The organism is Parasphingorhabdus pacifica (genome assembly GCF_054779195.1).
Genome location: NZ_BAAGYS010000002.1, coordinates 340,894 through 367,480, shown reverse-complemented (window position 1 = coordinate 367,480; position 26,587 = coordinate 340,894). Strand labels below are relative to the sequence as shown.

The following is a 26,587-nucleotide window of genomic DNA, read 5'->3' as shown; positions in this document are numbered from 1 at the left end:
GTGGCGAATGGCATTTGCCTGTTTGGGGCTTTACCGTGGCCTTGAGTCGGCCCGACGGGGCCGTTGTTGTCCTGGGAGGGACTGAAGTGAACAAGGCCCAACTCATCGAGGCTCTGGCAGAACGCCTCGGAGACAAGAAGACCGCGAGTCAGGCGGTGGAAGACGTCGTGGATCTCATCGTCCGCAACGTCAACAAGGGCGAAAAGGTCAACATCACCGGTTTCGGCGTTTTCGAGAAGCGTGCGCGTGCTGCCCGCACGGCTCGCAACCCGCGCACCGGTGAAGCGGTGAAGGTCAAGAAGACCAACGTTCCCGCATTCCGCCCCGGAACCCAGTTCAAGGAAGTCGTGGGCGGCAGCCGGAAACTCCCGCGGGCGACCTCGACCAAGACCGCCGGTACTCGTACGACCGCGACTCGCACGGCGGGGACGAAGAGCACGGCCGCGAAGCCGACCGCCACCAAGTCCACGACGTCGCAGTCGACCACGTCGAAGTCCACCGCGACCCGTTCGACCGGCACCAAGGCCGGCACGGCGAAGACCGGCACCGCCAAGGCGAGCACTGCCAAGGCTGCGCCCAAGGCCAGCACGACCAAGGCCGGCACGACCAAGGCGAGTACCGCCAAGTCCGGCACGGCCAAGGCCGGCACCAAGGCCGGCACGGCGAAGACCGGCACCGCCAAGGCGAGCACTGCCAAGGCTGCGCCCAAGGCCAGCACGACCAAGGCCGGCACGACCAAGGCGAGTACCGCCAAGTCCGGCACGGCCAAGGCCGGCACGACCAAGGCGAGCACGGCGAAGACCGGCACGACCAAGGCGAGCACCGCCAAGGCCGCGCCCAAGGCCAGCACGACCAAGGCGAGCACCGCCAAGGCCGAACCCAAGAAGGCCAGCACCACCCGGACCGCGTCGAAGTCGACGGCCGCGAAGTCGACCGGCAAGGCTTCGACGACCACCAAGTCCACGAGTGCTGCCGCCAAGAAGCCGGCTACCCGCAAGACCACCAAGAAGTGAACACTCGCTGGTTGAGCGAGCTGCGCTTCGGGCCTGAGCGGGTGGTGCGGCAGTCCACACCGGTGCGCCGCGCCGCCCGCTCAGTGCAGCCGGTCGGACCCGCTCACGGGCGGGGGTCGGCCAGGTAGGTCGCACTGCCGAGCTGCGGGGAAGGTCCGGAACCGTTGCCGGACGGGGCATCGTGCCGAAACGTCAGGATCCAGACGCTGCCCTTCGCGCTGCGTACCTCGCCCGGTTCGATCCCGGCGGATTCCGACAGGCGAGCCACCAGGTCCGGGATGACCCCGCCCTGGCTGCTGATGACGGCCGTGCCGGTACCCGCCGCGATTCGCAGCACCCGTTCGACGGTTGCCTCCGGATCCGCGAGATAGCCTTCTTCGGACAGCGAGGGATCGGCCTCCAGTTCGATCCCGAGGTCCTCCGCTACGGGGCGCACCGTTTGCTCGCACCGCAGGCGCGGCGCGGTGTAAACGCGTTCGGGACCGAACAACGGCAACAGTGAATGCAATGCGTCGCGCTGTTCACATCCGGATTCGCTCAGTGGTCGAATCGTGTCGTCCCCGGACCATTCGGACCGATTCCCCGCATTGGCGTGCCGCACCAACAGCACGGTCGTCACATCGATGGGAAGGCGTTCGAATGCGTCGAGCACTCGGCTGTCGTCGGGATAGCTGAGTTGCTCGCGGGCGCGGTCGGTGGGCAGCCAGCGGATCTCGTCGACTTCGTTGTTCGGGTCGAAGCGGCCGTTGTGGACCTTTGCGGAGAAGTAGTCCACGACTTTGTCGGCCCGGCCGCCACCGGCGGCCGGGACCGAATAACGGATTCGGGTGAGAAACCGGGAGACCACTCCGTGAAAGCCGGTTTCCTCGGTGACTTCCCGGACCGCCGCGTGCACGGCGGTTTCGCCCGGGTCGAGTTTGCCCTTCGGCAGCGACCAGTCGTCATAGCGCGGCCGGTGCACGACCGCCACCTCGGGGCGGCTGTTCGGCCCTTCCCGCCAGAGCACGGCACCGGCCGCGCGGATCTCGCCGTCCACGACCGCCGTGGCGGTCCGGGACGGCTCGCCCTCCGCCGGAACCTTCGTGTTCTCGATCACTAATCCACCCCCGGGACCTTGCTTTCCAGCGGCCACGGCCGCTCGCGGTGCGGGACCCCGACCCACCCCACCCGCACAGTCACGGGAAGGACTTCCGAGCCGCTCTCCGGCCGTGTCCGGCGAATCCCGCCGAATGCGCCCACGGTCATGACACCTGCGCTCCGTGTCGGCGGAGCATCTCCACCTGGTGGTCGCTGACCTGCTCACCGCTACGCGGCGAGGCGTCCCAATCGCCCTTGGCGTTGAGCACCCAGCACCGGGTCGCCGGATGGAGCGCCGAATCGAGCACCGCGTCGAGTTGCTCGGTCAGTTTCGGCTCGGTGACCCGCACCTGGGCTTCGATCCGGCGGTCGAGGTTGCGGTGCATCATGTCGGCGCTGCCGATCCAGTGCTCGTCGATGCCCGCGAAGTGGAAGATCCGCGAGTGCTCCAGGTACTGACCGAGGATCGAACGCACTTGGATATTGTCGCTGAGGCCCTCCACCCCGGCCTTGAGCGAGCAGATGCCGCGCACGATGATGCTGATCGGCACACCCGCCAGCGAGGCGCGGTACAGCGCGTCGATGATCTGCTCGTCGACCAGCGAATTCACCTTGATCCGGATCCCGCAGGGCCTGCCCGCGCGGGCGAGCTCGCTTTCGGCCTCGATCCGTTCGACGATGCCGCTGCGGATTCCCTGCGGTGAGACGAGGATCCGGCGGTAAGTGCCGTGGCGGGCATAACCGGTGAGGACGTTGAACAGGTCGGTCAGGTCGGCACCCACCTCGGAAGCGGCCGTCAGCAGCCCGAGATCCTCGTAGGCCCGTGCTGTCTTCGGGTTGTAGTTGCCGGTCCCGAGGTGGCAGTAGCGCCGAATCGTGGAACCCTCCTGCCGGACCACCAGCGCGGTCTTGCAGTGCGTTTTGAGCCCCACCAGGCCGTAGACGACGTGCACCCCGGAACGTTCGAGGGTGCGTGCCCACTGGATGTTGGCCTGCTCGTCGAAGCGTGCCTTGAGCTCCACCAGTGCGACCACCTGTTTGCCGGCCTCGGCGGCGTCGATGAGCGCGTTGACGATCGGCGAGTCACCGGAGGTGCGGTAGAGCGTCTGCTTGATCGCCAGCACGTGCGGATCCGCCGCGGCCTGCTCGATGAAGCGCTGCACGGACGTGGAGAACGCGTCGTAGGGGTGGTGCAGCAGCACGTCGCCCTCGCGCAGCGTCGAGAAGATGCTCTTCGGCGTCTGCCCCTCGGCGAATGCCGGGTGCGTCGCGGGCACCATCGGTGCGGGTCGGAGGTCCGGCCGTTGCAGTTTGGCCAGCTGGAACAAGCACGACAGATCCAGCAGTCCCGGAACTTCGACCACGTCGTGCGGGTCGACGTCGAGTTCCCGCAGCAGGAGTTCGAGCATCGTCTCGCTCATGCTGTCGGTGACTTCCAGCCGCACCGGCGGGCCGAAACGGCGACGCGCCAGTTCGCGCTCCATGGCCTGCAACAGGTCCTCGTCGCGGTCCTCCTCGACCTCCAGGTCCGCATTGCGGGTGACCCGGAAGATGTGGTGTTCGCTGACCTCCATGCCCGGGAACAGCTTGTCGAGGTGCGCGGCGATGAGCTCTTCCAGCGGCAGGAACGTAGCCTGCTCGTTGTCCCGCTCGCTTTCCACCCGGATGAGTCTCGGCACGTTGTCCGGGACCTTCACGCGGGCGAACCGCCTGAGCCCGGCATCCGGATCGGTCACGGTGACCGCCAGGTTCAGCGACAGTCCGGAGATGTAGGGGAACGGGTGGGCGGGGTCGACCGCGAGCGGGGTCAGGACGGGGAAGATGTGGTCTTCGAAGTACGAGGTGAGCTGCTGCCGGTAGGCGTTTTCGAGCTGCGCCCACGGCAGGATGCGGATGCCGGCCGCTTCGAGTTCCGGGAGCAGCTCGTCGAGGAACACCCTGCCGAGCTTCTCGGAGAGGTCCTGGTTGCGGGCCGCGATCCGGGTCAGCTGCTCGTGCGGGGTGAGTCCGTCGGCGCTGCGCACCGAAAGCCCGGTTTCCTCCCGCCGCTTCAGGCCCGCTACCCGGACCATGTAGAACTCGTCGAGGTTGTTGGCGAAGATGGCCAGGAACTTCGCCCGTTCCAGCAACGGCTGGGACTGGTCCTCGGCGACGGCCAGCACGCGCGCGTTGAAGTCCAGCCAGGACAGCTCCCGGTTGAGGTAGCGGTCGTCGGGCAGATCGGTGCTCGCCGCTGCCCGGGTGACCGCCGGCGGCGCCTCGGGGATGCGCGTAGTCGCGGCTTCGTCCGTGGTGGGGGACTCGATCGGGTCCGGGGCGTCGTGACGGTCCTCGGAACTGTGGTCCCGCGCGGTCTGTCCCGAGTTCGTGGCGCTCGGGGAACGAGTGACGTCCGGATCGTCCGTTCGACTCGTCGGCCTGCCGGGTTCCGGAGCGCTGCTGTCCGTACTCACGTGGACCATTGTCTCCCATGGTGGTCGCGGTGCTCGACTACTGCGAGCGGGAACACCCGCGTTCGCCGGGACGTTCGGGCGTCTCGGCGGTGATGCGGGCCGTGATGCGGGCGGAGGTGCGCGGCCCCAGCCCGAGCTCGGCGGCTCGGCGCAGGTCCGAGCCGGTGTCGACATCGCACCGCAAGGATTCCCACCGACCGCGCAACGGCATCGCGCCCGATGCCGAATGCGCCCGGGCCGAATCCGGGCCGAACCTGGGGTCGAGGGGCTGACCGGAGCCGGCGAGCAGCAGTGTGGTGCCGGTGCCGTGCCGGTCCGGGCAGAACGCGCGGCTTCCGCCCGCGGCCCGCAGCGCACTGTCCAGTTCGGCGGCCCGCAGCGCGGGCAGGTCGGCCTGGAGAGCTCCCACCCGCACCGTGCCCGTACGGTCCCGCAACACCTCTGCGCCGTACCGGAGCGCGGCGTTGAGCCCATCGGCGGGAACGTCGGGGAGCACGTCGACGCCCTCGGCGGTGAACGCGGTGGTCAGGGCCGCGTCCGAAGTCACCACGACCACGTCGCGTACCCCGGCCGCTCGCCGGGCCACGAGCACGGTGTCCAGGGCCGCAGCGGTCACGAGCTCGGCGTGTCCTCGCGCGGGCATGTCGCCCGAGGCCGCCCGCAGCCGGGATTTGGCCAGGTGCAACGGCTTGATCGGTACCAGGAGGTGCACGCCTGCGGTCATGGGACCATCTTGCGCCTTCGTTTTCGACCGACTTCGACCACCGGGAAGTGGAGGTGCCCGGGCGAGGTCGGCGTCGCACGCTGCCCGCCCAGGCGCGTTCGTCGCAGTGGTCGGGCCGAAGGGTTCGGATCGGGGCGGGTAACTTTGCAGCCGCCCACCACCGAAAGGGAGTTGCCGTGGTCGAAGAACACAACCTCAGGCGCAAGCGGCGGAAGACGAAGGAGAAGGCCAGGGGCCTGGGCAAGTTCTGGCTCGGCCTGGCCGCGTTCGTCTTCTACCCGGTGTCCGGGCTGCTGGCCCGGACACGGTCGATCGGACTCCGCAACGTGCCCGCGGAGGGGCCCGTGTTGCTGGTGTTCAACCACGTCTCGCATCTGGATCCGATCTACGACGCGGTGGCGGTCCACCGCACGGGGAGGATTCCGCGCTTCCTGGCCAAGAGCACGCTGTGGAACGTGCCCGTGCTCAAGAGCGTGCTTTCGGGAGTGCAGCAGATTCCCGTGTTCAGGGGGACCGCCGACGCGCAGAAGAGCCTGTTGGAGGCGCACAACGCGTTGGAGGAGGACCGGGTCGTTCTGATCTACCCGGACGGCACCATCACCAAGGATCCGGATGGTTGGCCGATGAACCCCAGGGTCGGGGTCGCCCGGTTGGCGCTGGAGCACGACGTGCCGGTCGTCCCGGCCGCCAGGTGGGGCACCCGCTCCATCTACGACCACTACGAGAAGAAGTTCCGCCCCCTGCCGCGAAAGCAGGTGACGTACAACTTCGGGGAACCGGTGGACCTGTCGGCCTACCGGGACAAGGAGGTCAACAACCAGTTGCTCCGGGAGGTCACCGATCTCACCATGAGCCGTGTGCGGGAGCTGCTGGCCGATATCCGTGAGGAGCAGGCGCCGACCGAGTTCTACTCGCCGGTGCGCCGCATGCGCGATCGGGGCGAAGGCGACGATGCCTGAGCGAACCGTGCGGAAGGTGTCGGTGCTCGGCTCGGGTTCTTGGGGAACCGCGTTCGCGAAGGTTGTGGCCGACGCGGGAAGCGATGTGACGTTGTGGGCGCGCCGCGCCGAGGTGGCCGCCGACATCAACGAGCGGCACCGCAACCCGGGATACCTTCCCGGCGTGGCGCTGCCCGAATCGTTGCGGGCCACCGACGACGCTGCCGAGGCGGTGCACGGCTGCGACGCGGTCGTACTCGCGGTGCCCAGCCAGAACCTGCGTGAACACCTCGCGGGTTGGCAGCCGTTGCTGCCGCCGGAGGCGACGCTGGTGAGTCTGGCCAAAGGCGTGGAGATCAGCACGCTCAAGCGGATGAGCCAGGTCGTCCACGAGGTCGCCGATGTGCCGATGGAGCAGGTGGCGGTGGTTTCGGGACCGAACCTGGCCAAGGAGGTCGCCGATGAGCAACCGGCTGCGACCGTAGTCGCCTGCAGCGATCACGAGCGCGCGGTCGCGTTGCAGCAGGCATGCTCGACCGGCTATTTCCGCCCGTACACCAACACCGATCTCGTCGGCATCGAGGTGGCTGGTGCGTGCAAGAACGTCATCGCGCTCGCTTGCGGGATGGCCGCCGGTCTCGGATACGGGCACAACACGATGTCCTCGCTGATCACGCGGGGGCTCGCCGAGACGACCCGGCTGGGAGTGGCGTTGGGGGCGGAACCGATGACGTTCGCGGGCCTGGCCGGTCTCGGAGATCTCGTCGCCACCTGCGCGTCACCGCTGTCGCGGAATCGGACCTTCGGTGAACGGCTGGGGCGTGGTGAGACGCTCGGGCGGGCTCAGGACGCCGCTCACGGGCAGGTCGCCGAAGGGGTCAAGTCGTGTTCCTCGATTCGGGAACTGGCCGCGCGGTGCGGAGTCGAGGTGCCGATCACCGATGTCGTGCACGGGGTGTGCCACGAGGGACTCGCGCCCGGGCCCGCGGCTGCCGCGCTCCTGGGGCGTGAGCGCAAGCCGGAGTGATCGCGAGCCGCAGTGAGTGGGGGAAGGAGTTCGCCGTGGTGCCGGTCGAATCGGACGACGCCGGGAACGTCGGGATGTTCGGGGACGGCACGCGGTGCGTGCACGGTGGACTTCCCGAGGCCGAAGCGGGCGCACCGCTGTCACCGGGGCCGGTCTTCGCCGCGCCGTACCACCTGGGTGGTGACGGTGATTTCTACGGCCGAGCGGGAAATCCCACCTGGCGTGCCGCGGAGGCCGCGATAGGCGATCTGGACGGCGGACACTGTGTCCTGCTGCCCTCGGGGATGGCCGCGATCAGCACGCTGCTGCGGACGGTGCTGGGCGTCGGGGATGCGGTGGTGTTGCCCTCCGACGGTTACTACGCGACCCGTCTTTTCGTGCAGGACGAACTCGCCGAGCTGAACCTGCGGGTGCGCCAGATCGCCACCGCCGGGCCTTGGGACGAGCGGGTTTTCGACGGTGCACGCCTGGTCCTGCTGGAAACACCGTCGAATCCGGGCGGGGACGTGTGCGACATCGCCCACCTGGCCCGCCGTGCCCATGCGGCGGGCGCACTGCTGGCGGTGGACAACACGACCGCCACACCACTGGGACAACGGCCGTTGGAACTGGGTGCCGACGTCGTCGTCGCCAGCGACACCAAGGCGTTGAGCGGCCACAGCGACCTGGTGCTCGGCCACGTTTCGACGCGGGACGAGCGGCTGGCCGAACGGCTGGTGCGTGCACGGACCCTCTCCGGTGCGGTCCCGGGGCCGTTCGAGTCCTGGCTGGCGCACCGCAGCATGGGCACGCTGGACCTCCGGTTGGCGCGGCAGGCCGAGAACGCGGCGGCTCTGGTGGAGGCGTTGCGGGGGCACCCGGCCGTGTCGGGACTGCGCTGGCCGGGGATGGCGGACGATCCCGCGCACGAGCTCGCCCGTGCCCAGATGCGCCGTTGGGGCGGGGTTTTGCGATTCGAGCTCGCGGATGCGGGCGCGGTGACGGAGTTCGTGCGACGCTCCCGTCTGGTTGTCGAGGCGACGAGCTTCGGCGGGTTGCACAGCACGGCGGACCGCCGCGCGCAGTGGGGCGACCCGGTTCCCGAGGGATTCGTCCGGTTCTCCGCCGGTTGCGAGGATCCCGGCGACCTGGTCGCCGATGTCGTGCGGGCGCTCCAGTAACCGCACTCGCCCGGGGCCTTCGGATGTGTGATGTGCGCCGCGCCGGAAGGGGGCGGGCTTGACTCGCTCGTCCCGCACTGGTTTCGTCGTCGGTGTGTTGATGCGTGCGATGGCTGTCCGGCGGGGTCATATCGACCTGCGTCGCGTTGCCAGCGCGCTCTGTCCTTCTCGGTGATCTGTCCCGTCCATGCGGGGTGATCGGTGCGACCGTGCGGTCGTGCACCGGCTCGCCCGCGCGAAGCCAGGATCCCGAAGGACTCACCCTTGTTCGCCGTACCGCCGGAAACAATCGCCGTTCCCGCCGACCGCGCGATCGCGCACCCGGTCCGCATCGCTCGCGAGTTCGCCGCCGACCGCCACTCTTGGGCGCACCTGCTGCGCTACGATCCCGAACAGCGCTGGTTCGGCCTGCTCGAACGGACCGCCGAGCACGAGGCGTGGTTGCTGAGCTGGCTGCCCGGCCAGCAAACCGAACTGCACGACCACGGCGGTGCGACCGGGGCGTTCACCGTCGTGTCCGGACACCTCGGCGAGCGGGTGATCCGCTCCGAGGGCGCGCGCTCGGCGGAGACGCTGAACTCGCTCGACGCGGGCAAGTCGCGGGTGTTCGGGCCGAATTACGTGCATCAGGTGCGCAACGACGGCCCGGATCCGGCGATCAGCATCCACGTGTACCGGCCCGCGCGTTCGGACATGCGGCTCTACGACCTCGACCCGATCGAGGGCCTCTCGCGGAGGTGAACCGTTCCCGCGGTCCGGATGACAGGGGGTCGATGCCCGTCATCCGGCGGTCACCCGCCCACCCGGTCGCGCACGTGCCGAGGAATCTCGGCATCGGCGGCCAGCTGCACGCAGGGTTCGGGCTCTCCCCAGTTCCACCGCAACGGCAGCACGCCCGCCCACGTGTCGGAGTCCGCGACATCGGCGTCCTCGTCCCCGGGGCCACCGATGCGGGTTTTCACGGCGGCCTCGTCGAGGGCCACCGCGATGACCGCGGTCTTGGCGAGTTCACGCTTGCTCGGCTTCCGGGTGTGGTCCCACGAGCCGGGAGCGAGGTGTTCGGTCAGTGCCCGCAGCGCCTGCCACTTCTCGTCGGGTTCGGTGACCGCGCGGGCAGGACCGTGCAGCATGGCGGAGCGGTAGTTCATCGAGTGATTCGCCGCGGCGCGGGAGTACACGATTCCGTCCAGGAGCGTGACGGTGACGCAGACTTCCACGCGCTCGGCGGCCTCCCGCAGTCCGCGCGCCCCACTGGACGCGTGGATGTAGAGCTGATCGCCGATGCGTCCGTACCCGGTCGGCATCACCCGCGGTGCACCGTCGACCTGCAGTCCGAGGTGGCAGATCAATGCTTCGTCCAGGATCGAGCGCAGTTCGGCCGGGTCGTCGGCGGCGCGATCGTTGTGGCGGCGAGGTGAGCTGCGGGGCGTGGGGGACAGCGGTGCGGTGGTCATGTTCAACAGGATCAACCGAACAGTGGCATTATCGAAGTGCCAATCAAGGAGATTCTCGAAATGCCACATCCGGTACCCGCGGCGAGTTCGCCCCTGCTGGAGATGCCGATAGAGCTGCGGCGCGACGACCCGCGGCCGCTCGCCGTGCAGTTGGCGGCCGCGTTGCGGAACGCCGCGACCCGAGGCCAGCTGCGAGGTGGTGATCGGCTGCCGTCCACGCGTGCTCTCGCGCGGCACCTCGAGGTCAGCCGCACCGTCACTGCCGCGGCCTACGAGCAGCTGCACGCGGAGGGGTGGACCGCGGGCAAGCACGGCTCCGGCACGTTCGTGACCACCACACCGGCTGCCCCCGTCGCCTCCACCGCCCCCCCTGCTCCGCACCGGGACAGCCCCGAGGACGGTCCGGCGGTCAGCCTGACCCCCGGATCACCGTGGGCGGACGGTATCGAGCGGGCCGCGTGGCGCAGGGCCTGGCGCGCGGCGGCGGACACCGAACCTTCGTCGCGACCGGTGCGGGCGGGCTTGGCCGAGTACCGCTCGGCGGTCGTCGATCACCTGCTGCGGCACCGGGGGCTCGTCGTGGGTGAGCCGAAGGTGGACACGGTGCTGGCCACCGGCGGAACCACGGCTGCGGTGGGTGAACTGGCGGCCACCGCGCTGGGGCCCGGAGCTACCGTGGCGGTCGAGGAACCCGGCTATCAACGGGCGGTGGGGGCATTCCGGGCGGCAGGCGTTCGCGTGGTGCCCGTCCCGGTCGACCACTCGGGAATCCTGCTCGATGCCATTCCCACCGGGGTGCGCGCCGTCTACTGCTCGCCGGCGCACCAGTACCCGGTCGGGGGCAGGATGCCCGCCGACCGCCGGATCGCGCTGGTGGAGCGCGCTCGCGCCGAAGGCTGGCTGATCTTCGAGGACGACTACGACGGCGAACTCCGCTACGACGTGGCGCCCCTGCCGGTGCTCGCGACGATGGCTCCCGACGTGGTGGTGCATCTCGGCACCACCAGCAAGATCCTCACACCCACGCTGGGAGTGGGCTGGATGCTGGGCCCCGAGGACGTGGTCTCCCGCGTGGTCGAGCACCGGGAGTGGACCGGCACGAGCCCTTCGCAGGCCGGCCAACGGGTTCTCGTCGAGTTTGCCCGCCACGGCGACCTCGGGCGGCACCTGCGCCGGTTGCGCCGCGAACTGTCGCAACGTCGCGCGCTCCTCGTCGATCGGCTCGCCTCCGCCGGAGTGGACGTGTTCGGCGATCAGGCCGGGGCGCATGTGGTTCTCCCGCTGCCGGACGCCGCGGCGGAGGATCGCATCGTCGAGGCCGGGCGTCGGAACGGCATCGCGCTGGACGGTCTGCGGCGCCACCACGACGGCCCGCAGCAGTGGTTCGGGCTGGCGTTGGGCTACGCGGCTTGCTCGCGGGCGGACCTGGAGCGGGTCCTGCCGCTGTTGGCCGCCTCGTGTGGCGAGGAGGTCGGCCGGGCTTCCGGACTCGCCCGGTAGGGTCCGGCGCATGACACAGCGCAAGACTCGGGTCGCGGTCGTCTTCGGCGGACGAAGCACCGAACACGGCATTTCGTGTGTTTCGGCGGGAAGCGTGCTCGCCCACCTGGATCGGGAACGCTTCGAAGTGCTGCCGGTCGGGATCACCCGGGACGGGGGCTGGGTGCTGGGTTCCGGCGACCCCGGCGAACTGGAGATCCGGGATCGCACCGAGCCCGAGGTCACCGGCGGAACGGCGGTGGCGTTGCCCGGCGACCCGACCCGACGCGATCTGGTGCTGTTGGAACCCGGTCGCGGTGGCGAGGTGCTTTCAGGCGTCGACGTGGTGTTCCCGGCACTGCACGGGGCGTTCGGCGAGGACGGCACCATCCAGGGTCTGCTGGAGATGGCCGACGTGCCCTACGCAGGGCCCGGAGTTCTCTCCAGCGCCGTGTCCATGGACAAGGAGTACACCAAGAAGCTGCTGGCTGCCGAAGGGATCGAGGTGGGGACCTACGAGATCCTGCGGCGTGATCAGGACACGTTGGACGATCGGCAGCGGGAGCGACTGGGGCTGCCGGTGTTCGTGAAGCCCGCCCGCGCGGGTTCGTCGTTGGGCATCACCCGCGTGACCGACTACGCCGACCTCGATGCGGCCATCGCCGAGGCTCGCCGTACCGACCCCAAGGTCATCATCGAATCGGCGGTCTCGGGGCGGGAGATCGAATGCGGCGTGCTGGAGTTCCCGGACGGACGCGTGGAAGCGTCGCTGCCCGCCGAACTCCGGGTGACCGGTAGTGCCGACTGGTACGACTACGAATCGAAGTACCTCGACGACGTCACCGAGTTCGACATCCCCGCGAAGGTCGGGGACGAGGCGATCGAGCAGCTGCGCGAGACGGCGGTGAGCGCCTTCCGCGCGCTGGAGTGCCAGGGGCTCGCGCGGGTCGACTTCTTCCTCACGGACGACGGCGAGCTGATCGTCAACGAGGTCAACACGATGCCCGGTTTCACGTCGATCTCGCTGTTCCCGCGCATGTGGGCGCAGACCGGCGTGGAGTACTCCGCCCTGCTGACCACGCTGATCGACACCGCTCTCGCACGGGGAACCGGCCTGCGCTGACCTCGGCTCCGTCTGGGCCGGGGACGCTACGGGAAGCCGCCCGGGGCAGGAAGCCCGCTCGGAAAGGCCACTCGGGACGGGCGGACGGTTCAGCCGAAGACCGGCTGCTCGGGCAGCTTTTCCCCCAGCAGCTTCGACATGTCCTGCACCGGTCCGGTGCCGGAACCGTCCGGAACGGTCAGTGCCACTCGGACAGGCCGGTCCACCGCCAACCACGAGGACTTGCCGCCCTCCACGACCTCGAACCAGCTCACCCCGGAGATCTCCGCGAGTTCGGAGGCGGGCGTCAGCTCGGCGGGGGCGTCGATGCCGCAACGCAGGGTGATCGTGTCGTGTTGCGCATCGCCCCAAGCGACGGCTCCCTGCGGGGCGGGTTCGGCGATCTCGCGCCGGGGAACCGGGTCGCCGTTGACGACGAGTTCGCGGGGGAGCGCGGCCAACACGGTGGCGCACTCCGGCGAACCGGCTTCCGGAGCGGGTACCGGCGGGAGCGCGAGCGGTCCGGTGCGTCGGGCTTCCAGTCGGGCCTGCTCCGCTTCACGTTCCTTGCCCGCGACGTACTTGGAGTGCAGCCCGATCCCGGCGACGCCGACGGCGAGCAACGTCGCGAGGGTGATCGCCACGATCAGCACCGGCCGGGGGACCCCGGGTGTCGATTGCTGGTCCATCACGCCGTCCACTACAGCATGCGGGCGCGAGCGCGAGTGCGGCGGCCATCGGTTGTGTGACCTCGCGTGTGGTCCGGCATGCGAACTTCGTTCACACCTCGGTTAGGGTCTTCGCGCCTGGCGGCTCATTCCGAGCAGTCACAGGTGCACCACAGGACAGGTCAGAGTGCGGGTGATTCCTTCGACGTTCTGGATGTTGGCGACGACCATCTTCCCGAGCAGGTCGACGTTCTCCGCTTCGGCCCGAACGATGACGTCATACGGTCCGGTGACGTCTTCGGCGCTGATGACACCCGGAGATCCGGAGATTTCCGTGGCGACCGCAGCCGCTTTGCCGACCTCTGTCTGGATGAGGATGTATGCCTGAACCACGGCGTGCCCCTTCGTCTGTGCCTGGGTGCGAGGTAGGAAACTGGCAAAAAGCTACCCCATCGGGCCGAGCGAGCGCTGAAGAAAGGCAGGTCTGAAGTGGGTCCGGATGCATCGCAGGACGCGCAGACCGTATCCCAGCTGGGTGAGTTCGGTCTCATTCACCGCGTGACGTCCGGGCGGGAGCAGTCCGCCGGAACGCTCATCGGCCCCGGCGACGACGCCGCCGTTTTGGCGGTTTCGGACGGTCGGGTGGTGGCGACCACCGATGTTCTCGTGGAGAACGTGCACTTTCGGTTCGACTGGTCGACGCCCAAGCAAGTGGGACGCAAAGCCATCGCGGTGAACCTGTCCGACATCGCGGCGATGGGTGCGGTACCGACCGGCGTGCTTGTCGGACTGGGGTGTGCGCCGGATCTGGCGACCAGCGTGGTCGACGAACTCTCGGACGGCATGTGGGAAGAGGCCCGCGGCGTCGGCATCGGTGTGGTCGGCGGCGACATGGTGACCGCGTCGACGATGACCATCTCGGTGACCGCGCTGGGCGATCTGCAGGGCCGGGAACCGGTCCGACGCTCGGGCGCGCGTCCGGGCGATGTCCTCGCGGTGGCGGGCCGACTCGGATGGGCGGCCGCCGGATTGGCGGTATTGGGCCGGGGTTTCCGCTCCCCGGTAGCCGTCGTCGGCGCCCAACGAGTACCGGAACCGCCGTACGCGGCGGGACCGCGAGCCGCCTCGGCGGGGGCGACGTCCATGGTCGACACCTCCGACGGACTGCTGGCCGACCTCGGGCACATCGCGAAGGCGTCGAAGGTGGCCGTCGACATCCGCACCGAGATGCTGGACGTGCCGCAGCGGCTCACGGAGGTCGCTTCGGCGCTGGGCGCGGACGCGCGGCACTGGGTGCTCACCGGCGGCGAGGACCAGGCGCTCGCGGCGACGTTCCCCGCCGAACGGGAGCTGCCGGAGGGCTGGCGCGCGATCGGCTCGGTCGCCGAGGGCACCGGGGTGACGGTCGACGGTGGCGAGTACCAGGGGCCGTCCGGCTGGGAACACTGGCGCTGACGTCCCGCCCGGACGAAACGACGGGGCCGGTGGCCGGGCGAGGTGCCCCGGTCACCGGCCCCGATGGTCCGCGGATCAGACGGAGGCGGTCTTCGCCTGTTCGTCCACGGTCAGCGGTTTGCCCGCGGTCTCCTTCATCAGCAGGATCGGAACCAGCGCGATGATCGCGGCGCCCATCAGGTAGAACGCCGGGAAGAACGAGTTTCCGGTCGCTGTGACGACGGATTCGTTGATGAGCGGAGCGGTGCCACCGAACGCGGCGGTGGACACGTTGTACCCGATGGAGAAGGCCGCGTAGCGGACCTTGGTCGGGAACATCGCGGGAAGGGTGCCCGCGAGCGGGCCGATGAGCTGCACGTGCCCGACACCCAGCAGGACCAATCCGGCCAGCGTGGTCAGCATCGTCCCCTGTGAGATCAGCAGGAAGGCCGGGTACGGCAACACGATGAAGCAGATGGCCGCCGACAAGAACAGCGGTTTCCGACCGACTCGGTCGGACAGGGCGCCAACCGGGGTGACCGCGATCATCATCACCGCGACCACGAGAAGCAGTGGTACCAGCACCTGGTACTCCTGCCCCGACGGGATCGACAGCGTCTCGGAGAGGTAGCTCTCCATGTAGGTCAGGATCGTGTAGTTGGCGACGTTGATGAGCACCACGATGCCCATCAGGATCAGCAACTGCTGCCAGTGCTGGACGATCAGCGACTTCACCGGGGACTTCGCGATGTTGTCGGTCGCCTTGAGGTTGTTGAACGCCGGCGTGTCTTCGAGCTTGCGCCGCAGGTAGAGACCGATCAGGCCGAGCGGCCCCGCCAGCAGGAACGGGACGCGCCAGCCCCACGCCTCCATCGACTCGGTCGACAGGTTCAGGATGAGGATGGTCGGCACCAGCGCGCCGAGGCCGAAACCGGCCAGCGTGCCGAACTCCAACCAGCTCCCGTAGAAGCCGCGCTTGCGGTCGGGGGCGAACTCGGCGATGTAGGTCGCCGCGCCGCCGTATTCGCCACCCGTCGAGAATCCCTGCAACACCCGGCACAACAGCAGGAGGATGGGGGCGAGGATGCCGATCGTGCTGTGCGTCGGGAGGAGTCCGATCATGAAGGTCGACCCGGACATCAGCAAGATCGTGACGGCCAGCACCTTCTGCCTGCCGATCCGGTCTCCCAGCGGCCCGAAGAAGAAGCTGCCGAACGGCCGGAACACGAACGAGATCGCGAAGACGGCGAAGGCGGACACGGTCGCCAGTGGTCCGGGGAAGAACTGGTGGCCCACGTAAGCCGCCACGTAGGCATAGACGCCGAAGTCGTACCATTCGGTGCAGTTACCGATTGCCGCTGCGCCGACCGCGCGCCGCAGAAGGGACTTCTGGGGCGGCGTTGCTTCGGCTTGGTCCTGGAAACTCATGGTTCTGCGAGCCACCTCCGGTTTGGTGCCCTCCACGGCGTACGGGATTCAGCGGGTAAAACCTGGCAAAAGAACAAAACGTGGCTACCGTACGCCGGGATGCATCCGTTCTGATGGAGTTCGGGATGCGTCACCTTACGGGGCCGAATCGCGGTTCGTCATCAGTTCGGTGGGATCGAGGCGAGTCACCCGCCTGGGGGACAGGTCGAGCGGCAGCCCGTCCCCCGTGCACCCGCCCCGTGCCCCGGGGGCGAAGGAGGGATCTGATCGTGGGAACGGGCCTGCTGGCTCCCCCGCGGCGTCGAGCGGCAACGGTCGTGCGGCTTTGTCCGGTCCCGGATCACCGAGGCATAGGCGTCAGAATTGCTCGGGACGAGAAAGTCCGGGCCTCGCCGCCCGCTTCGCCGGATGCCCTGTTCGCAGTTTGGACAGATTGCTGCGAGCGGTGCGAAATGGATCACGGAGAACGCCAGGGCGGTAGTGGCAGAAATCTCGAACCGAAATGTTGCGATGCGGTAACCGTGTTGACGTTCTCGTGTCGATTGGGTGCGCGGATGGCATCAGGCGTAGAAAGAAAAGTGGTCGAACGGTGCTGCGTGAGCAGCTAGAATCCGTCGAACCGCTCGCCACAACCCCGGACCGCGCGCCCGGAGAAGGCCTCTAGGGTGGGCTCATGACGGCACGGCCCTTGAGTGAAACAGTCGAAGCCGGATGGGCTCGGGCGCTGGACCCGGTCGCCGACCGGGTCTCCACAATGGGGGACTTCCTGCGCACGGAGGTCGCCGCGGGCAGGCAATACCTGCCCGCGGGCGAGAACGTGCTGCGCGCCTTCCAACAGCCCTTCGACGACGTCCGGGTGCTCATCGTCGGCCAGGACCCCTACCCGACGCCGGGACACGCGGTCGGTCTCAGCTTCTCCGTCGCGCCCGGCGTCCGGCCGCCCCGCAGCTTGGTCAACATCTATCGCGAGTACTCCGAGGACCTCGGTCACCCGCAGCCCTCCAGCGGCGACCTCACACCCTGGACCGAGCAGGGGGTGCTGCTGCTCAACCGTGCGCTGACCGTCGAGCCGGGCAAGTCCGCGGCACATCGAGGCAAGGGGTGGGAAGAAGTGACCGACCAAGCCATCCGGTCCCTCGCGACCAGGGACGCGCCGATGGTGGCGATCCTCTGGGGCAACGACGCACGCAAGCTGCGCCCGCTGATGCCCGAGGTCGAGTGCATCGAGTCACCACACCCCAGCCCGATGTCCGCCGACCGCGGGTTCTTCGGCAGCCGTCCGTTCAGCCGGACCAACGAGATCCTGCAGCGGCAGGGCGCCGACCCCGTCGACTGGAAGCTGCCCTGAGCCCGCGCATCGACACCCCGCCGCCCGCCAGCTGTTCTGACTAGCTCGCGCCGAACATCCGTACGCTCCCGCGCGTGCCTGCCGAGGCCCGGAGCAACTGGATTTCGACCGCCACCGGTCGTACATTTGTCCTCACACCACCGGAAACATGTGCTCGCCGAAGAAGGCAGGCGCGTCATGTGGGCAGACCGGAAGAGCGGTGCGTTCCACCGCCGCTTGCGCACTGTGTGGCCGGGGTCGAACCCCCTCCGTCGGGGCACCGACTGGTTCGAGGCGTGCGCGGTGTTCGGGGCGCTGATGGCCATGCTGGTAGCGGTGGTGCTTTCGGTCGCCACCTCGCAGATGGTTCTGCGGAATCAACTGGAGCAGGTGCGCGCCGAGCAGGCGAACCGGCACCAGGTCGTGGCCGAGGTGCTGACCGAGACCGAGGAGCAGGGGTCGCTCGCGCGGTTGGTGGCAGTGCGGTGGGGAGCACCCGAGGATGAGCGGTTCGCCACCGTGCGGGTGGCGGCCAGCGCGGAAGTCGGCGAGACGATTCCGATCTGGCTGGGGCCGGACGAGCAGCCGATGCCACCGCCGAAGACGCGTGCGGAAGCGAGCCAGGCCTCGGGAACCGCCGGCGCGGGCGTGCTCATCGGTTCCGCCGTCGTCACCGGTCTCGCGCTGAGCGGACTGAGCTGGTGGGTCAACCGCAGACGGCTGGCCGCGTGGGAAGCCGAGTGGGAGTGGATCGAGCCCCGGTGGCGAAATCACACCTTGTAACGGCGCGAGCCTGTCCTCGGGCCGGGAGTGTGGTGGTCGAGTGGCGGAACCTCAGGGGCCTTCTCGCTCCGGGAGTTCCGACTGGGGTATGGCCCGTACATGGCGTCGGAGCCCGTCCTCGCGAGAAGGCCCCTGAGAACCCGCTGGTGGTTTCGCTTCGTTCGGGGTGGAAGAGCATTGTTTAAGCGGCTGGTGCCGCTTGACATCCAGGCAGATTCCGGCGCAGGCCACAGGCCACCGAAAGAGCTTCAGTTGTTCGGTGCGGCGGCTAGCGGCCGTGAACAGCAAAAACCCCGGGGCGGCGGACCGGCCCGGGGTTTTTGACGCGCGAGATCGTGGCGCACTCAGCCACGCACGACCTTGCCCGCCTTCAAGCACGAGGTGCACACGTTCATCCGCTTCCGCTGGGAAAGGCCGATCTTCGCGTGCACGGTCTGGATGTTCGGGTTCCACCGACGCTTGGTCTTCCGGTGGGAGTGGGAGACCGAGTTGCCGAAGCCCGGCCCCTTACTGCAGACGTCGCAGACGGCAGCCACGTCAGACACCCCTAACTTCGTGTTCGATGTTCTCCGCGCGGTTGGCGCCGGAGAGCCTCACTTCGATTGCAGCGATGAGCGCCACGCAAGCGTTTCCCACTCGCGTGGAGTTCTTGCCACCCAGGGGTGGACCGCGCTTGCTGTTCACCGTCCGATCGACGGCACCATCCCGAAAGGCATGGTTGTCCAGGGTCATCGCACCCGGACCGGATCAGTGTAACCCACCGCGTGCTGGTCCCCGACGCCCACCTCCGCGCGGCGGCGAGAGTCCTCGCCGCGCAGGGCGCTAGGCTCGCAGGGTACCGGCGCACGGGTGTGAGACCGAGCTCCCGGGCGAACCCGGGCGGTCAGGTCCGTGAAGTGGAGGTCCGACGTGCTGCAGGCGCTGGACGAGGCGACTGCCCGCAGGTGGGCGGACGCGTGCGTGGCGGCGCTGGTCGAAGACCGTGCGGCCATCGACCGGATCAACGTCTACCCGGTGGCCGACGGCGACACCGGAACCAACCTGGTGCACACCATGCGCGCCGCCGTGGAAGCCGCCCGATCGCCGCGAGCGGGCACGCTCGGCGACCTCCTCGGCGCACTCGCCCGAGGCGCTCTGGCGGGTGCGCGGGGCAACTCGGGAATGCTGCTCTCGCAAGTCCTGCGCGGGATAGCCGAACAGGCGCGGAACGTGGACGAGATGGGCGGTGAGGAGTTCCGGACAGCGTTGCTGCGCGCTGACGAGCTCGCCACCCGCGCGGTTGCCGACCCGGTGCGCGGCACCCTGCTCTCGGTGTTGCACGCGGCCGCCTCGGCAGCCGACGCGAGCCGATCGTCTCGGCTGGATCTGGTCGTGCACAAGGCGACGTTGGCGGCCGTCGACGCGCTGGCCGAGACCACCCGGCAATTGCCCCCGCTCGCCGAGGCGGGCGTGGTCGACGCGGGTGGGCGCGGGTTGGTCCTCGTGCTCGACGCGCTGCACGCGGTGGTGCGGGACGGTGAGCGCCTCGCACCGGCTGCCCCGGCCGCGGCGCTCCCGGCTACCGCTGGAGGGCACCAACCGACCGGTGAACGCGTCGCCGGTCCGCACCAGCCGGTTCCGTACCAGTACGAGGTCATGTACCTGCTGGACGGAACGTCCGCGGGGCACGTCGCCTCGCTGCGGGCGAAGCTCGGGGAGCTCGGCGACTGCGTGTCCGTCGTCGCCGACGGCACGGGTTCCTGGGCCGTTCACGTGCACTGCGATGACATCGGTGGTGCGATCGAAGCGGGTGTCGAAGCGGGGCGGGCCCATCGGATCCGCGTGGTGCGGTTCGCCGACCAGCAGCACCCGGAGGCGTGGCGCCCGCCGACAGCACGGCACGCGGTGCTCGCCTGCGTTCGCAGCGGCCCCGTGGCGGAACTCTTCCGGGATGAGGGCGCCGCGGTGTTCCTCGCCGACGGAGACGACCCGCCGGAGGTCGGCGAGGTGATGGCCTCGATCGAGGAGACGGCGGCCGCCCATGTGGTCCTGCTGCCCAACGATCCGTCACTGGCCGCGCTCGCCGAAGACGCCGCTGCCCGGTCGGCGGAGGCCGAGTGGGATGCCGTCGTGATCCCGACCGCCTCACCCGTTCAGGGCCTGGCGGCGCTGGCCGTGCACGACCCGAGCCGGCGGCGGGCCGACGACGCCGTGGCGATGGCGGAGGCGTCGGCCGCGACCCGTCGGGGGGAGTTGCGCGTGGCCGATGCCGAGGCGCTCACGTGGGTGGGTCGGTGCCAGCCGGGCGACGTGCTCGGTCTCATCGACGGCGAAGTGGTGCTCATCACCGACGACCCGATGGCCGCGGCTTGTGAACTGGCCGACCGGATGCTCACCGCGGGCGGTGAGCTGGTGACCGCGTTGCTCGCGGGTGATTCACCGGACTCGGTGGGCGAAGCGCTTTCCGAACACCTGCGTCGCACCCACCCGGAAGTCGAGTTCACCCGCTATCCGGGAGGCGAGCTGCCCGCGGTGCTGTTGCTGGGGGTGGAGTGAGTGCGCGGACGTGGAGTGGCGTTGTCGGTGGTGTCGGATAATTTGCGCCGAGCGGATCGGGAACCGGAGCTGGTGAGGCAGTGACCACGTTGGATACGAAGCTCGACCGGGTGCTCGGGGCCAAGACGGCCAAGGCGCTCGATTCCGCACTGGGGCTGGCCACGGCGGGTGATCTGTTGCGCCATTATCCGCGCCGGTACGCCGAGCGGGGCGAGCTCACCGCGATCGCCGGTCTGGAGATCGGGGAGCACGCAACCGTGCTCGCGCAGGTGCAGCGGGTAGCCAAGCGGAGCATGAAATCCCGCAGGGGCACCATCGTGGAGGCCAGCATCACCGACGGGAACCGCTCGTTGACCTGCACCTTTTTCAACCAGGCTTGGCGTGAGCGGGAGTTGGTGCCCGGCAGGCAGGGAATGTTCGCCGGGAAAGTGACCGCGTACCGGGGGCAATTGCAGCTGGCTCACCCGGAGTACCAGCTGTTCACCGGCGACGAGGACGACTCCTCCTCGGCTGTGGAGGAGTTCGCGGGCGGTCTGATTCCGGTCTACCCGGCCGCGCAGGGATTGCCTTCGTGGTCCGTGGCGCGATGCGTCCGCCAGGTACTCGACACGTGGGACGGCGGCGATGATCCGCTGCCTGAGGACCTGCGTGTCGATCTCGGGCTGACGGGCCTGGAATCGGCTCTGCGCAAGATCCACCTGCCTCGTGATCTCGGCGATGTGTCCACCGCGCAGGAGCGGCTGAAGTGGGACGAGGCGCTGGCGGTGCAGCTGGCGCTGGCCCGGTCGCGGGGTGCCGCCCGGTCGCATCCCGCCCCCGCGTGCCCGCCCGCCGACGACGCCATCGCCGCCGCGTTCGACCAGCGCCTGCCCTTCGAACTGACGGCCGGGCAGCTGGAGATCGGAGAACAGATCGCGGCCGATCTGTCCGAGGAACATCCGATGAACCGGCTCGTGCAGGGCGAGGTGGGCTCGGGCAAGACCCTGGTGGCGTTGCGGGCGATGCTGCAGGTGGTCGACTCGGGCAGGCAGGCGGCGATGCTCGCGCCGACCGAGGTGCTCGCCGCGCAGCACGCCCGTTCGCTCGCCGAACTGCTGGACGACCTCGGAAGGGCGGGCGAGCTGGGGGCCGCCGACCAGGCCACCCGCATCACCTTGCTCACCGGTTCGATGCCCGTCGCGCAGCGCAGGAAGGCGTTGTTGGAGGCGGCTTCCGGTGCGGCCGGGATCGTGGTCGGCACGCACGCACTGATCCAGGACCGGGTTTCGTTCGCCGATCTCGGGCTGGTCGTGGTCGACGAGCAGCATCGGTTCGGGGTGGAGCAACGGGACGCGTTGCGGGCGCGCGCGGGCGACGACGTGTCGCCGCACGTGCTGGTGATGACCGCGACGCCGATCCCGCGCACGGTCGCGATGACCGTCTACGGCGATCTGGTGACGTCGGCGCTGCGCGAGCTGCCGCAGGGGCGTTCGCCGATCAGCACGAGTGTGGTGCCGGTGGCGGAGAAACCGGCGTGGTTGGACCGCGCGTGGGAGCGCGTGCGGGAGGAGGTCTCCGCCGGCCATCAGGTCTACGTCGTGTGTCCCCGGATCGGGGACGACGAGGCGGGAGCCGCGAACGGTGGCCGGAAGTCGTCCGGCGAGGTGGCGGACGGCACCGAGGAACCGCCGCCGGACGAGGGCAGTGAGCAGCGCAGACCGCCGCTGGCGGTGCTCGACGTGGTCGCGAGTTTGCGTGCGGGTCCGCTGTCGGGGCTGCGGCTGGGCGTGCTGCACGGCAGGCTGCCCGCGGACGACAAGGATGCCGTGATGCGCGAGTTCGCCGAGGGCGAGCTCGACGTGCTGGTGGCCACCACCGTCGTGGAGGTGGGGGTCAACGTGCCGAACGCGACCGTGATGGCGATCATGGACGCGGATCGGTTCGGCGTCAGCCAGTTGCACCAGCTGCGCGGACGCGTGGGCCGCGGCAGCGCGCCCGGATTGTGCCTGCTCGTCAGCGAGGCGATGGGCGGCACGTCGACTCGGGAGCGGCTCGACGCGGTGGCTTCGACGACGGATGGTTTCGAGCTCGCCCGCCTCGACCTCGAACTGCGCCGGGAGGGCGACATCCTCGGCGCGAACCAGTCCGGGCGGAAGTCCGGCCTGAAGATGCTCTCGCTGCTGCGCGACGAGGATGTCATCTCGCTGGCCCGCGAGCGGGCGGAGGCGTTCGTCGCCGAGGACCCGAACCTGCGCGGCTATCCGGGACTGGCGCGGATGGTGGCCGAGGTCGTCGACGCCGAGAGCGCGGAGTTCCTGGAGAAGAGCTAGCTTTCTCGCCGTCCGGTGGTCCACACTGCGGGATCCGCGGATGGGGTCGAGCCTGTTGCACGGGAATGCGGAGCGCGTTGTAACTGAATCGAGAAGGATAAATTTCGCATAACCGGAAAATTTGCGAAGTTTCTTCGTGGTGTGATCTTGCGCTGCCTCTGGTTTGTCCAGGTCATGAATCTGAATGAGTTGGGTCACACTAGGGAGACTCTCGGTTCGTGGAATTTTCAAGGTAGTGTTCCCCGCATCGTCCGCCACCTGCCTGGAGGTAGTCGGCATGTTCCGCAAGGTCCTCGTCGCCAACCGTGGCGAGATCGCGATTCGCGCCTTCCGAGCCGGATACGAGCTCGGTGCGGGCACCGTCGCGGTGTTCCCGTACGAAGACCGAAACTCGCTGCATCGGCTGAAGGCCGATGAGTCCTACGAGATCGGCGAGGCCGGACACCCCGTCCGCGCGTACCTGTCCGTGGAGGAGGTCGTCCGCGCCGCCCAGCAGGCGGGTGCGGACGCGATCTACCCGGGCTACGGATTCCTTTCCGAGAACCCGGACCTGGCCGAGGCGTGCCACCGCGAGGGCATCACGTTCGTCGGCCCCGCGCACGAGATCCTGCAGATGACCGGCAACAAGGCCACCGCCGTCGCGGCCGCGCGCGAAGCGGGCGTGCCGGTGCTGGACTCGTCCGAACCATCAGCCGACATCGACGAGCTGATGGCCACGGCCGAGAACATCCAGTTCCCGGTGTTCGTCAAGGCCGTCGCGGGCGGCGGTGGGCGCGGGATGCGCCGGGTCGACGAGATCTCAGCCCTGCGCGAGGCCCTCGAAGCGGCCATGCGCGAAGCCGAGTCCGCGTTCGGCGATCCGACGATGATCATCGAGCAGGCGGTCGTCAACCCCCGGCACATCGAGGTCCAGATCCTCGCCGACAACGCGGGCAACGTGGTCCACCTCTTCGAGCGGGACTGCTCGGTGCAGCGGCGGCACCAGAAGGTCGTCGAGATGGCACCGGCGCCGAACCTGGATCCCGAACTGCGGCAGCGGATCTGCGACGACGCGGTGGCGTTCGCGCGCAAGATCGGCTACGTCAACGCGGGAACCGTCGAGTTCCTGGTCGACGAGCGGGGCAGGCACGTGTTCATCGAGATGAACCCCCGCATCCAGGTGGAGCACACCGTCACCGAAGAGGTCACCGACGCCGACCTGGTCCAGTCCCAGCTGCGGATCGCGGCAGGCGAGACCCTCGAAGATCTCGGCATGACCCAGGACGAGATCCGGCTGCGCGGTGCGGCTCTGCAGTGCCGCATCACCACGGAGGACCCCACCAACGGGTTCCGCCCGGACACCGGAATGATCAGCGCCTACCGCTCGCCGGGCGGCGCGGGTATCCGGCTGGACGGCGGCACCGCCTTCGCGGGAACCAGCATCAGCGCGCACTTCGATTCGATGCTGGTGAAGCTCTCCTGCCGCGGGAGGGACTTCAGCACGGCGGTGGCGAGGGCCCGGCGCGCGGTCGCCGAGTTCCGGATCCGCGGCGTCGCCACGAACATTCCGTTCCTGCAGGCGGTGCTCGACGATCCGGACTTCGCGGCGGGCAAGGTCACCACCTCGTTCATCGAGGAGCGCCCGCACCTGCTGACCGCGCGGCACTCGGCCGACCGCGGCACCAGGCTGCTCAACTACCTCGCGGACGTGACGGTCAACCACCCCAACGGGGAACGGCCGAGCGCTCCGGACCCGTCGAACAAGCTGCCGGAGACCGACCTTCGGGTCGAGCCGCCCGCCGGTTCGAAGCAGCGGCTGACCGAGCTGGGCCCGGAGGGCTTCGCCCAGTGGCTGCGCGGCTCCGACGCGGTCGGGCTCACCGACACGACCTTCCGGGACGCCCACCAGTCGCTGCTGGCGACTCGAGTGCGGTCCCGCGATCTGCTCGCGGTGGCGCCGCACGTGGCGCGGATGACCCCGGAGATGCTTTCCCTGGAGGGGTGGGGCGGGGCCACCTATGACGTGGCACTGCGTTTCCTGGCCGAAGACCCGTGGGAGCGGCTGGCGAAGCTGCGGGAGTCCGTGCCGAACATCTGCCTGCAGATGTTGCTGCGCGGTCGGAACACCGTCGGCTACACGCCCTATCCGACGAAGGTGACCGAGCATTTCGTGCAGGAGGCCACCGACACCGGAATCGACATCTTCCGCATCTTCGACGCCCTCAACGATGTCGAGCAGATGCGCCCGGCCATCCAGGCGGTACGCGACACCGGACGTTCGGTCGCCGAGGTGGCGCTGTGTTACACCGGCGACCTGTCCGATCCGACGGAGCAGGTCTACACCCTCGACTACTACCTGCGGTTGGCCGAGCAGATGGTGAACGCCGGCGCCCACGTGCTGGCGATCAAGGACATGGCGGGTCTGTTGCGCCCGCCGGCAGCCGCCCGGCTCGTCACCGCCCTGCGCAGCGAGTTCGACCTTCCGGTGCACCTGCACACGCACGACACTCCTGGCGGACAGCTGGCGACCTACCTCGCGGCGATCCAGTCGGGCGTGGACGCGGTCGACGGCGCATCGGCCCCGCTCGCGGGGACCACGTCGCAGCCCGCGCTGTCGTCGGTGGTGGCCGCGACCGACCACACCGAACGCGCGACCGGCATCGACCTGAACGCGGTGTGCGACCTGGAGCCCTACTGGGAAGCGGTCCGCAAGGTCTACCAGCCGTTCGAAGCGGGACTGGCCGCGCCGACCGGACGCGTCTACCGGCACGAGATTCCCGGCGGCCAGCTGTCGAACCTGCGCACCCAGGCCATCGCGCTCGGCCTCGGGAACAAGTTCGAGGAAATCGAGTCGATGTACGCGGCCGCCGACCGGATCCTCGGCAGGCTGGTGAAGGTGACGCCTTCCTCGAAGGTGGTCGGCGACCTCGCGCTGCACCTGGTCGGTGCGGGCGTGGACCCGGCGGAATTCGAAGCCGAGCCGCGCAAGTTCGACATCCCGGACTCGGTGATCGGCTTCCTGCAGGGTGAGCTGGGTGAGCCACCCGCCGGTTGGCCGGAGCCGTTCCGGACTCGCGCCCTGGAGGGACGCGCGCACGGTGTCGGAATCGCCGAACTGTCCGACGAAGACCACAAGGGACTCGCCGACGACCGCCGGACGACGCTGAACCGGTTGATGTTCGCCAAGCCCACCAAGGAGTTCCAGGAGCACCGCGAGGCGTACGGGAACACCTCGCTGCTGCGGAGCAAGGACTTCTTCTACGGGTTGCGGCCCGGGGAGGAGTACTCGGTCGACCTGGAACCCGGTGTCCGGCTGCTCATCGGCCTGGAGGCGATCAGCGAACCCGACGAGCGGGGACTCCGCACCGTGATGGCCACGCTGAACGGGCAGTTGCGCCCCATCCAGGTGCGGGACCGCTCGGTGGCCTCGGACCTGCCGGTGGCCGAGAAAGCGGACCGGAACAACACCGACCACGTACCGGCACCGTTCGCCGGTGTCGTGACGCTGGCGGTCTCCGAGGGCGACGAGGTGGAAGCCGGCCACACCGTTGCCACGATCGAGGCGATGAAGATGGAAGCCGCGGTCACCGCAACCCGCACGGGCACGGTCAAGCGCCTCGCGATCGGCAAGGTGCAGCAGGTCGAGGGTGGCGACCTGCTCCTCGAACTCGGCTGACCGGGTAGCCCCCGAACCGAA

22 protein-coding genes are annotated in these 26,587 nt (G+C 69.1%); 14 read left to right on the top strand and 8 right to left on the bottom strand.

Annotation, left to right across the window (positions count from 1 at the left end):
* Window positions 1-86: 86 nt before the first annotated feature.
* Complete coding sequence (locus tag ACYVAN_RS01685) at window positions 87-1,013, top strand: HU family DNA-binding protein (RefSeq protein WP_460954822.1); 927 nt, start codon at window positions 87-89, stop codon at window positions 1,011-1,013.
* A gap of 103 nt (window positions 1,014-1,116) precedes the next feature.
* Here ACYVAN_RS01685 and ACYVAN_RS01680 read toward each other — a convergent pair whose 3' ends face one another.
* From ACYVAN_RS01680 to cofC, 3 genes are all read right to left on the bottom strand, one after another.
* Window positions 1,117-2,109: an NUDIX hydrolase gene (locus tag ACYVAN_RS01680; RefSeq protein ID WP_460954820.1), complete on the bottom strand. Its 993-nt coding sequence runs from the start codon at window positions 2,107-2,109 to the stop codon at window positions 1,117-1,119.
* Between the two features lie 145 nt (window positions 2,110-2,254).
* Complete coding sequence (locus ACYVAN_RS01675; RefSeq protein WP_460954818.1) at window positions 2,255-4,543, bottom strand: RNA degradosome polyphosphate kinase; 2,289 nt, start codon at window positions 4,541-4,543, stop codon at window positions 2,255-2,257.
* A gap of 37 nt (window positions 4,544-4,580) precedes the next feature.
* Complete coding sequence (cofC, locus tag ACYVAN_RS01670) at window positions 4,581-5,267, bottom strand: 2-phospho-L-lactate guanylyltransferase (RefSeq protein WP_460954816.1); 687 nt, start codon at window positions 5,265-5,267, stop codon at window positions 4,581-4,583.
* 176 nt (window positions 5,268-5,443) lie between these two features.
* On the opposite strand from cofC, the gene ACYVAN_RS01665 reads away from it, so the two are divergent.
* From ACYVAN_RS01665 to ACYVAN_RS01645, 5 genes are all read left to right on the top strand, one after another.
* The gene (locus ACYVAN_RS01665; RefSeq protein ID WP_460954814.1) at window positions 5,444-6,226 is read left to right on the top strand and encodes a lysophospholipid acyltransferase family protein; all 783 of its coding nucleotides are present in this window, start codon (window positions 5,444-5,446) and stop codon (window positions 6,224-6,226) included.
* Entirely contained in the window at window positions 6,219-7,232 is a 1,014-nt protein-coding gene (locus ACYVAN_RS01660) for an NAD(P)H-dependent glycerol-3-phosphate dehydrogenase (RefSeq protein ID WP_460954812.1), read from the top strand. Before ACYVAN_RS01665 ends, ACYVAN_RS01660 begins: the two co-directional genes overlap by 8 nt.
* A 35-nt stretch (window positions 7,233-7,267) precedes the next feature.
* Complete coding sequence (locus tag ACYVAN_RS01655; RefSeq protein WP_460954810.1) at window positions 7,268-8,392, top strand: cystathionine gamma-lyase; 1,125 nt, start codon at window positions 7,268-7,270, stop codon at window positions 8,390-8,392.
* A gap of 100 nt (window positions 8,393-8,492) precedes the next feature.
* Window positions 8,493-8,567, top strand: coding sequence for a putative leader peptide (locus ACYVAN_RS01650; RefSeq protein WP_460955265.1), 75 nt, complete (start codon window positions 8,493-8,495; stop codon window positions 8,565-8,567).
* 89 nt (window positions 8,568-8,656) lie between these two features.
* On the top strand, window positions 8,657-9,133 hold the full coding sequence (locus ACYVAN_RS01645; protein ID WP_460954808.1) for a cysteine dioxygenase: 477 nt from the start codon (window positions 8,657-8,659) through the stop codon (window positions 9,131-9,133).
* Window positions 9,134-9,183: 50 nt separating this feature from the next.
* On the opposite strand, the gene ACYVAN_RS01640 is transcribed toward ACYVAN_RS01645, so the two are convergent.
* Window positions 9,184-9,846 carry a pyridoxamine 5'-phosphate oxidase family protein gene (locus ACYVAN_RS01640; RefSeq protein WP_460954806.1) on the bottom strand — a complete coding sequence of 221 codons (663 nt, stop codon included), beginning with the start codon at window positions 9,844-9,846 and terminating at the stop codon, window positions 9,184-9,186.
* 60 nt (window positions 9,847-9,906) lie between these two features.
* Here ACYVAN_RS01640 and pdxR point away from each other — a divergent pair, with 60 nt between their 5' ends.
* Together pdxR and ACYVAN_RS01630 are read left to right on the top strand one after the other, a co-directional pair.
* Complete coding sequence (pdxR, locus tag ACYVAN_RS01635) at window positions 9,907-11,346, top strand: MocR-like pyridoxine biosynthesis transcription factor PdxR (protein WP_460954804.1); 1,440 nt, start codon at window positions 9,907-9,909, stop codon at window positions 11,344-11,346.
* A gap of 10 nt (window positions 11,347-11,356) precedes the next feature.
* Complete coding sequence (locus ACYVAN_RS01630; RefSeq protein ID WP_460954802.1) at window positions 11,357-12,448, top strand: D-alanine--D-alanine ligase family protein; 1,092 nt, start codon at window positions 11,357-11,359, stop codon at window positions 12,446-12,448.
* 89 nt (window positions 12,449-12,537) lie between these two features.
* Here the strand turns inward: ACYVAN_RS01630 and ACYVAN_RS01625 are convergent, their stop codons facing one another.
* Together ACYVAN_RS01625 and ACYVAN_RS01620 are read right to left on the bottom strand one after the other, a co-directional pair.
* The gene (locus ACYVAN_RS01625) at window positions 12,538-13,116 is read right to left on the bottom strand and encodes a DUF3515 domain-containing protein (RefSeq protein WP_460954800.1); all 579 of its coding nucleotides are present in this window, start codon (window positions 13,114-13,116) and stop codon (window positions 12,538-12,540) included.
* A 138-nt stretch (window positions 13,117-13,254) separates the two neighbouring features.
* Window positions 13,255-13,488: an Lrp/AsnC ligand binding domain-containing protein gene (locus ACYVAN_RS01620; RefSeq protein ID WP_460954798.1), complete on the bottom strand. Its 234-nt coding sequence runs from the start codon at window positions 13,486-13,488 to the stop codon at window positions 13,255-13,257.
* 96 nt (window positions 13,489-13,584) lie between these two features.
* Between ACYVAN_RS01620 and ACYVAN_RS01615 the strand changes: the two genes are divergently transcribed.
* The gene (locus ACYVAN_RS01615; protein ID WP_460954797.1) at window positions 13,585-14,550 is read left to right on the top strand and encodes a thiamine-phosphate kinase; all 966 of its coding nucleotides are present in this window, start codon (window positions 13,585-13,587) and stop codon (window positions 14,548-14,550) included.
* Between the two features lie 75 nt (window positions 14,551-14,625).
* Here ACYVAN_RS01615 and ACYVAN_RS01610 read toward each other — a convergent pair whose 3' ends face one another.
* On the bottom strand, window positions 14,626-15,957 hold the full coding sequence (locus tag ACYVAN_RS01610) for an MFS transporter (RefSeq protein WP_460954795.1): 1,332 nt from the start codon (window positions 15,955-15,957) through the stop codon (window positions 14,626-14,628).
* 673 nt (window positions 15,958-16,630) lie between these two features.
* Here ACYVAN_RS01610 and ACYVAN_RS01605 point away from each other — a divergent pair.
* Both ACYVAN_RS01605 and ACYVAN_RS01600 read left to right on the top strand, forming a co-directional pair.
* Window positions 16,631-17,305: a uracil-DNA glycosylase gene (locus tag ACYVAN_RS01605; protein WP_460954793.1), complete on the top strand. Its 675-nt coding sequence runs from the start codon at window positions 16,631-16,633 to the stop codon at window positions 17,303-17,305.
* Between the two features lie 177 nt (window positions 17,306-17,482).
* Complete coding sequence (locus ACYVAN_RS01600; RefSeq protein WP_460954791.1) at window positions 17,483-18,067, top strand: Rv1733c family protein; 585 nt, start codon at window positions 17,483-17,485, stop codon at window positions 18,065-18,067.
* A 344-nt stretch (window positions 18,068-18,411) separates the two neighbouring features.
* Here ACYVAN_RS01600 and rpmB read toward each other — a convergent pair whose 3' ends face one another.
* The gene (gene rpmB, locus ACYVAN_RS01595; protein ID WP_460954789.1) at window positions 18,412-18,612 is read right to left on the bottom strand and encodes a 50S ribosomal protein L28; all 201 of its coding nucleotides are present in this window, start codon (window positions 18,610-18,612) and stop codon (window positions 18,412-18,414) included.
* Between the two features lie 364 nt (window positions 18,613-18,976).
* Between rpmB and ACYVAN_RS01590 the strand changes: the two genes are divergently transcribed.
* The 3 genes from ACYVAN_RS01590 to ACYVAN_RS01580 all read left to right on the top strand — a co-directional run bounded on the left by ACYVAN_RS01590 (window position 18,977) and on the right by ACYVAN_RS01580 (window position 26,566).
* On the top strand, window positions 18,977-20,602 hold the full coding sequence (locus ACYVAN_RS01590) for a DAK2 domain-containing protein (protein WP_460954787.1): 1,626 nt from the start codon (window positions 18,977-18,979) through the stop codon (window positions 20,600-20,602).
* A gap of 80 nt (window positions 20,603-20,682) precedes the next feature.
* Complete coding sequence (gene recG / locus ACYVAN_RS01585) at window positions 20,683-22,911, top strand: ATP-dependent DNA helicase RecG (protein ID WP_460954785.1); 2,229 nt, start codon at window positions 20,683-20,685, stop codon at window positions 22,909-22,911.
* Between the two features lie 277 nt (window positions 22,912-23,188).
* A complete protein-coding gene (locus ACYVAN_RS01580; RefSeq protein WP_460954783.1) occupies window positions 23,189-26,566 on the top strand; it encodes a pyruvate carboxylase in 3,378 nt (1,125 codons plus the stop codon).
* Window positions 26,567-26,587 lie beyond the last annotated feature (21 nt).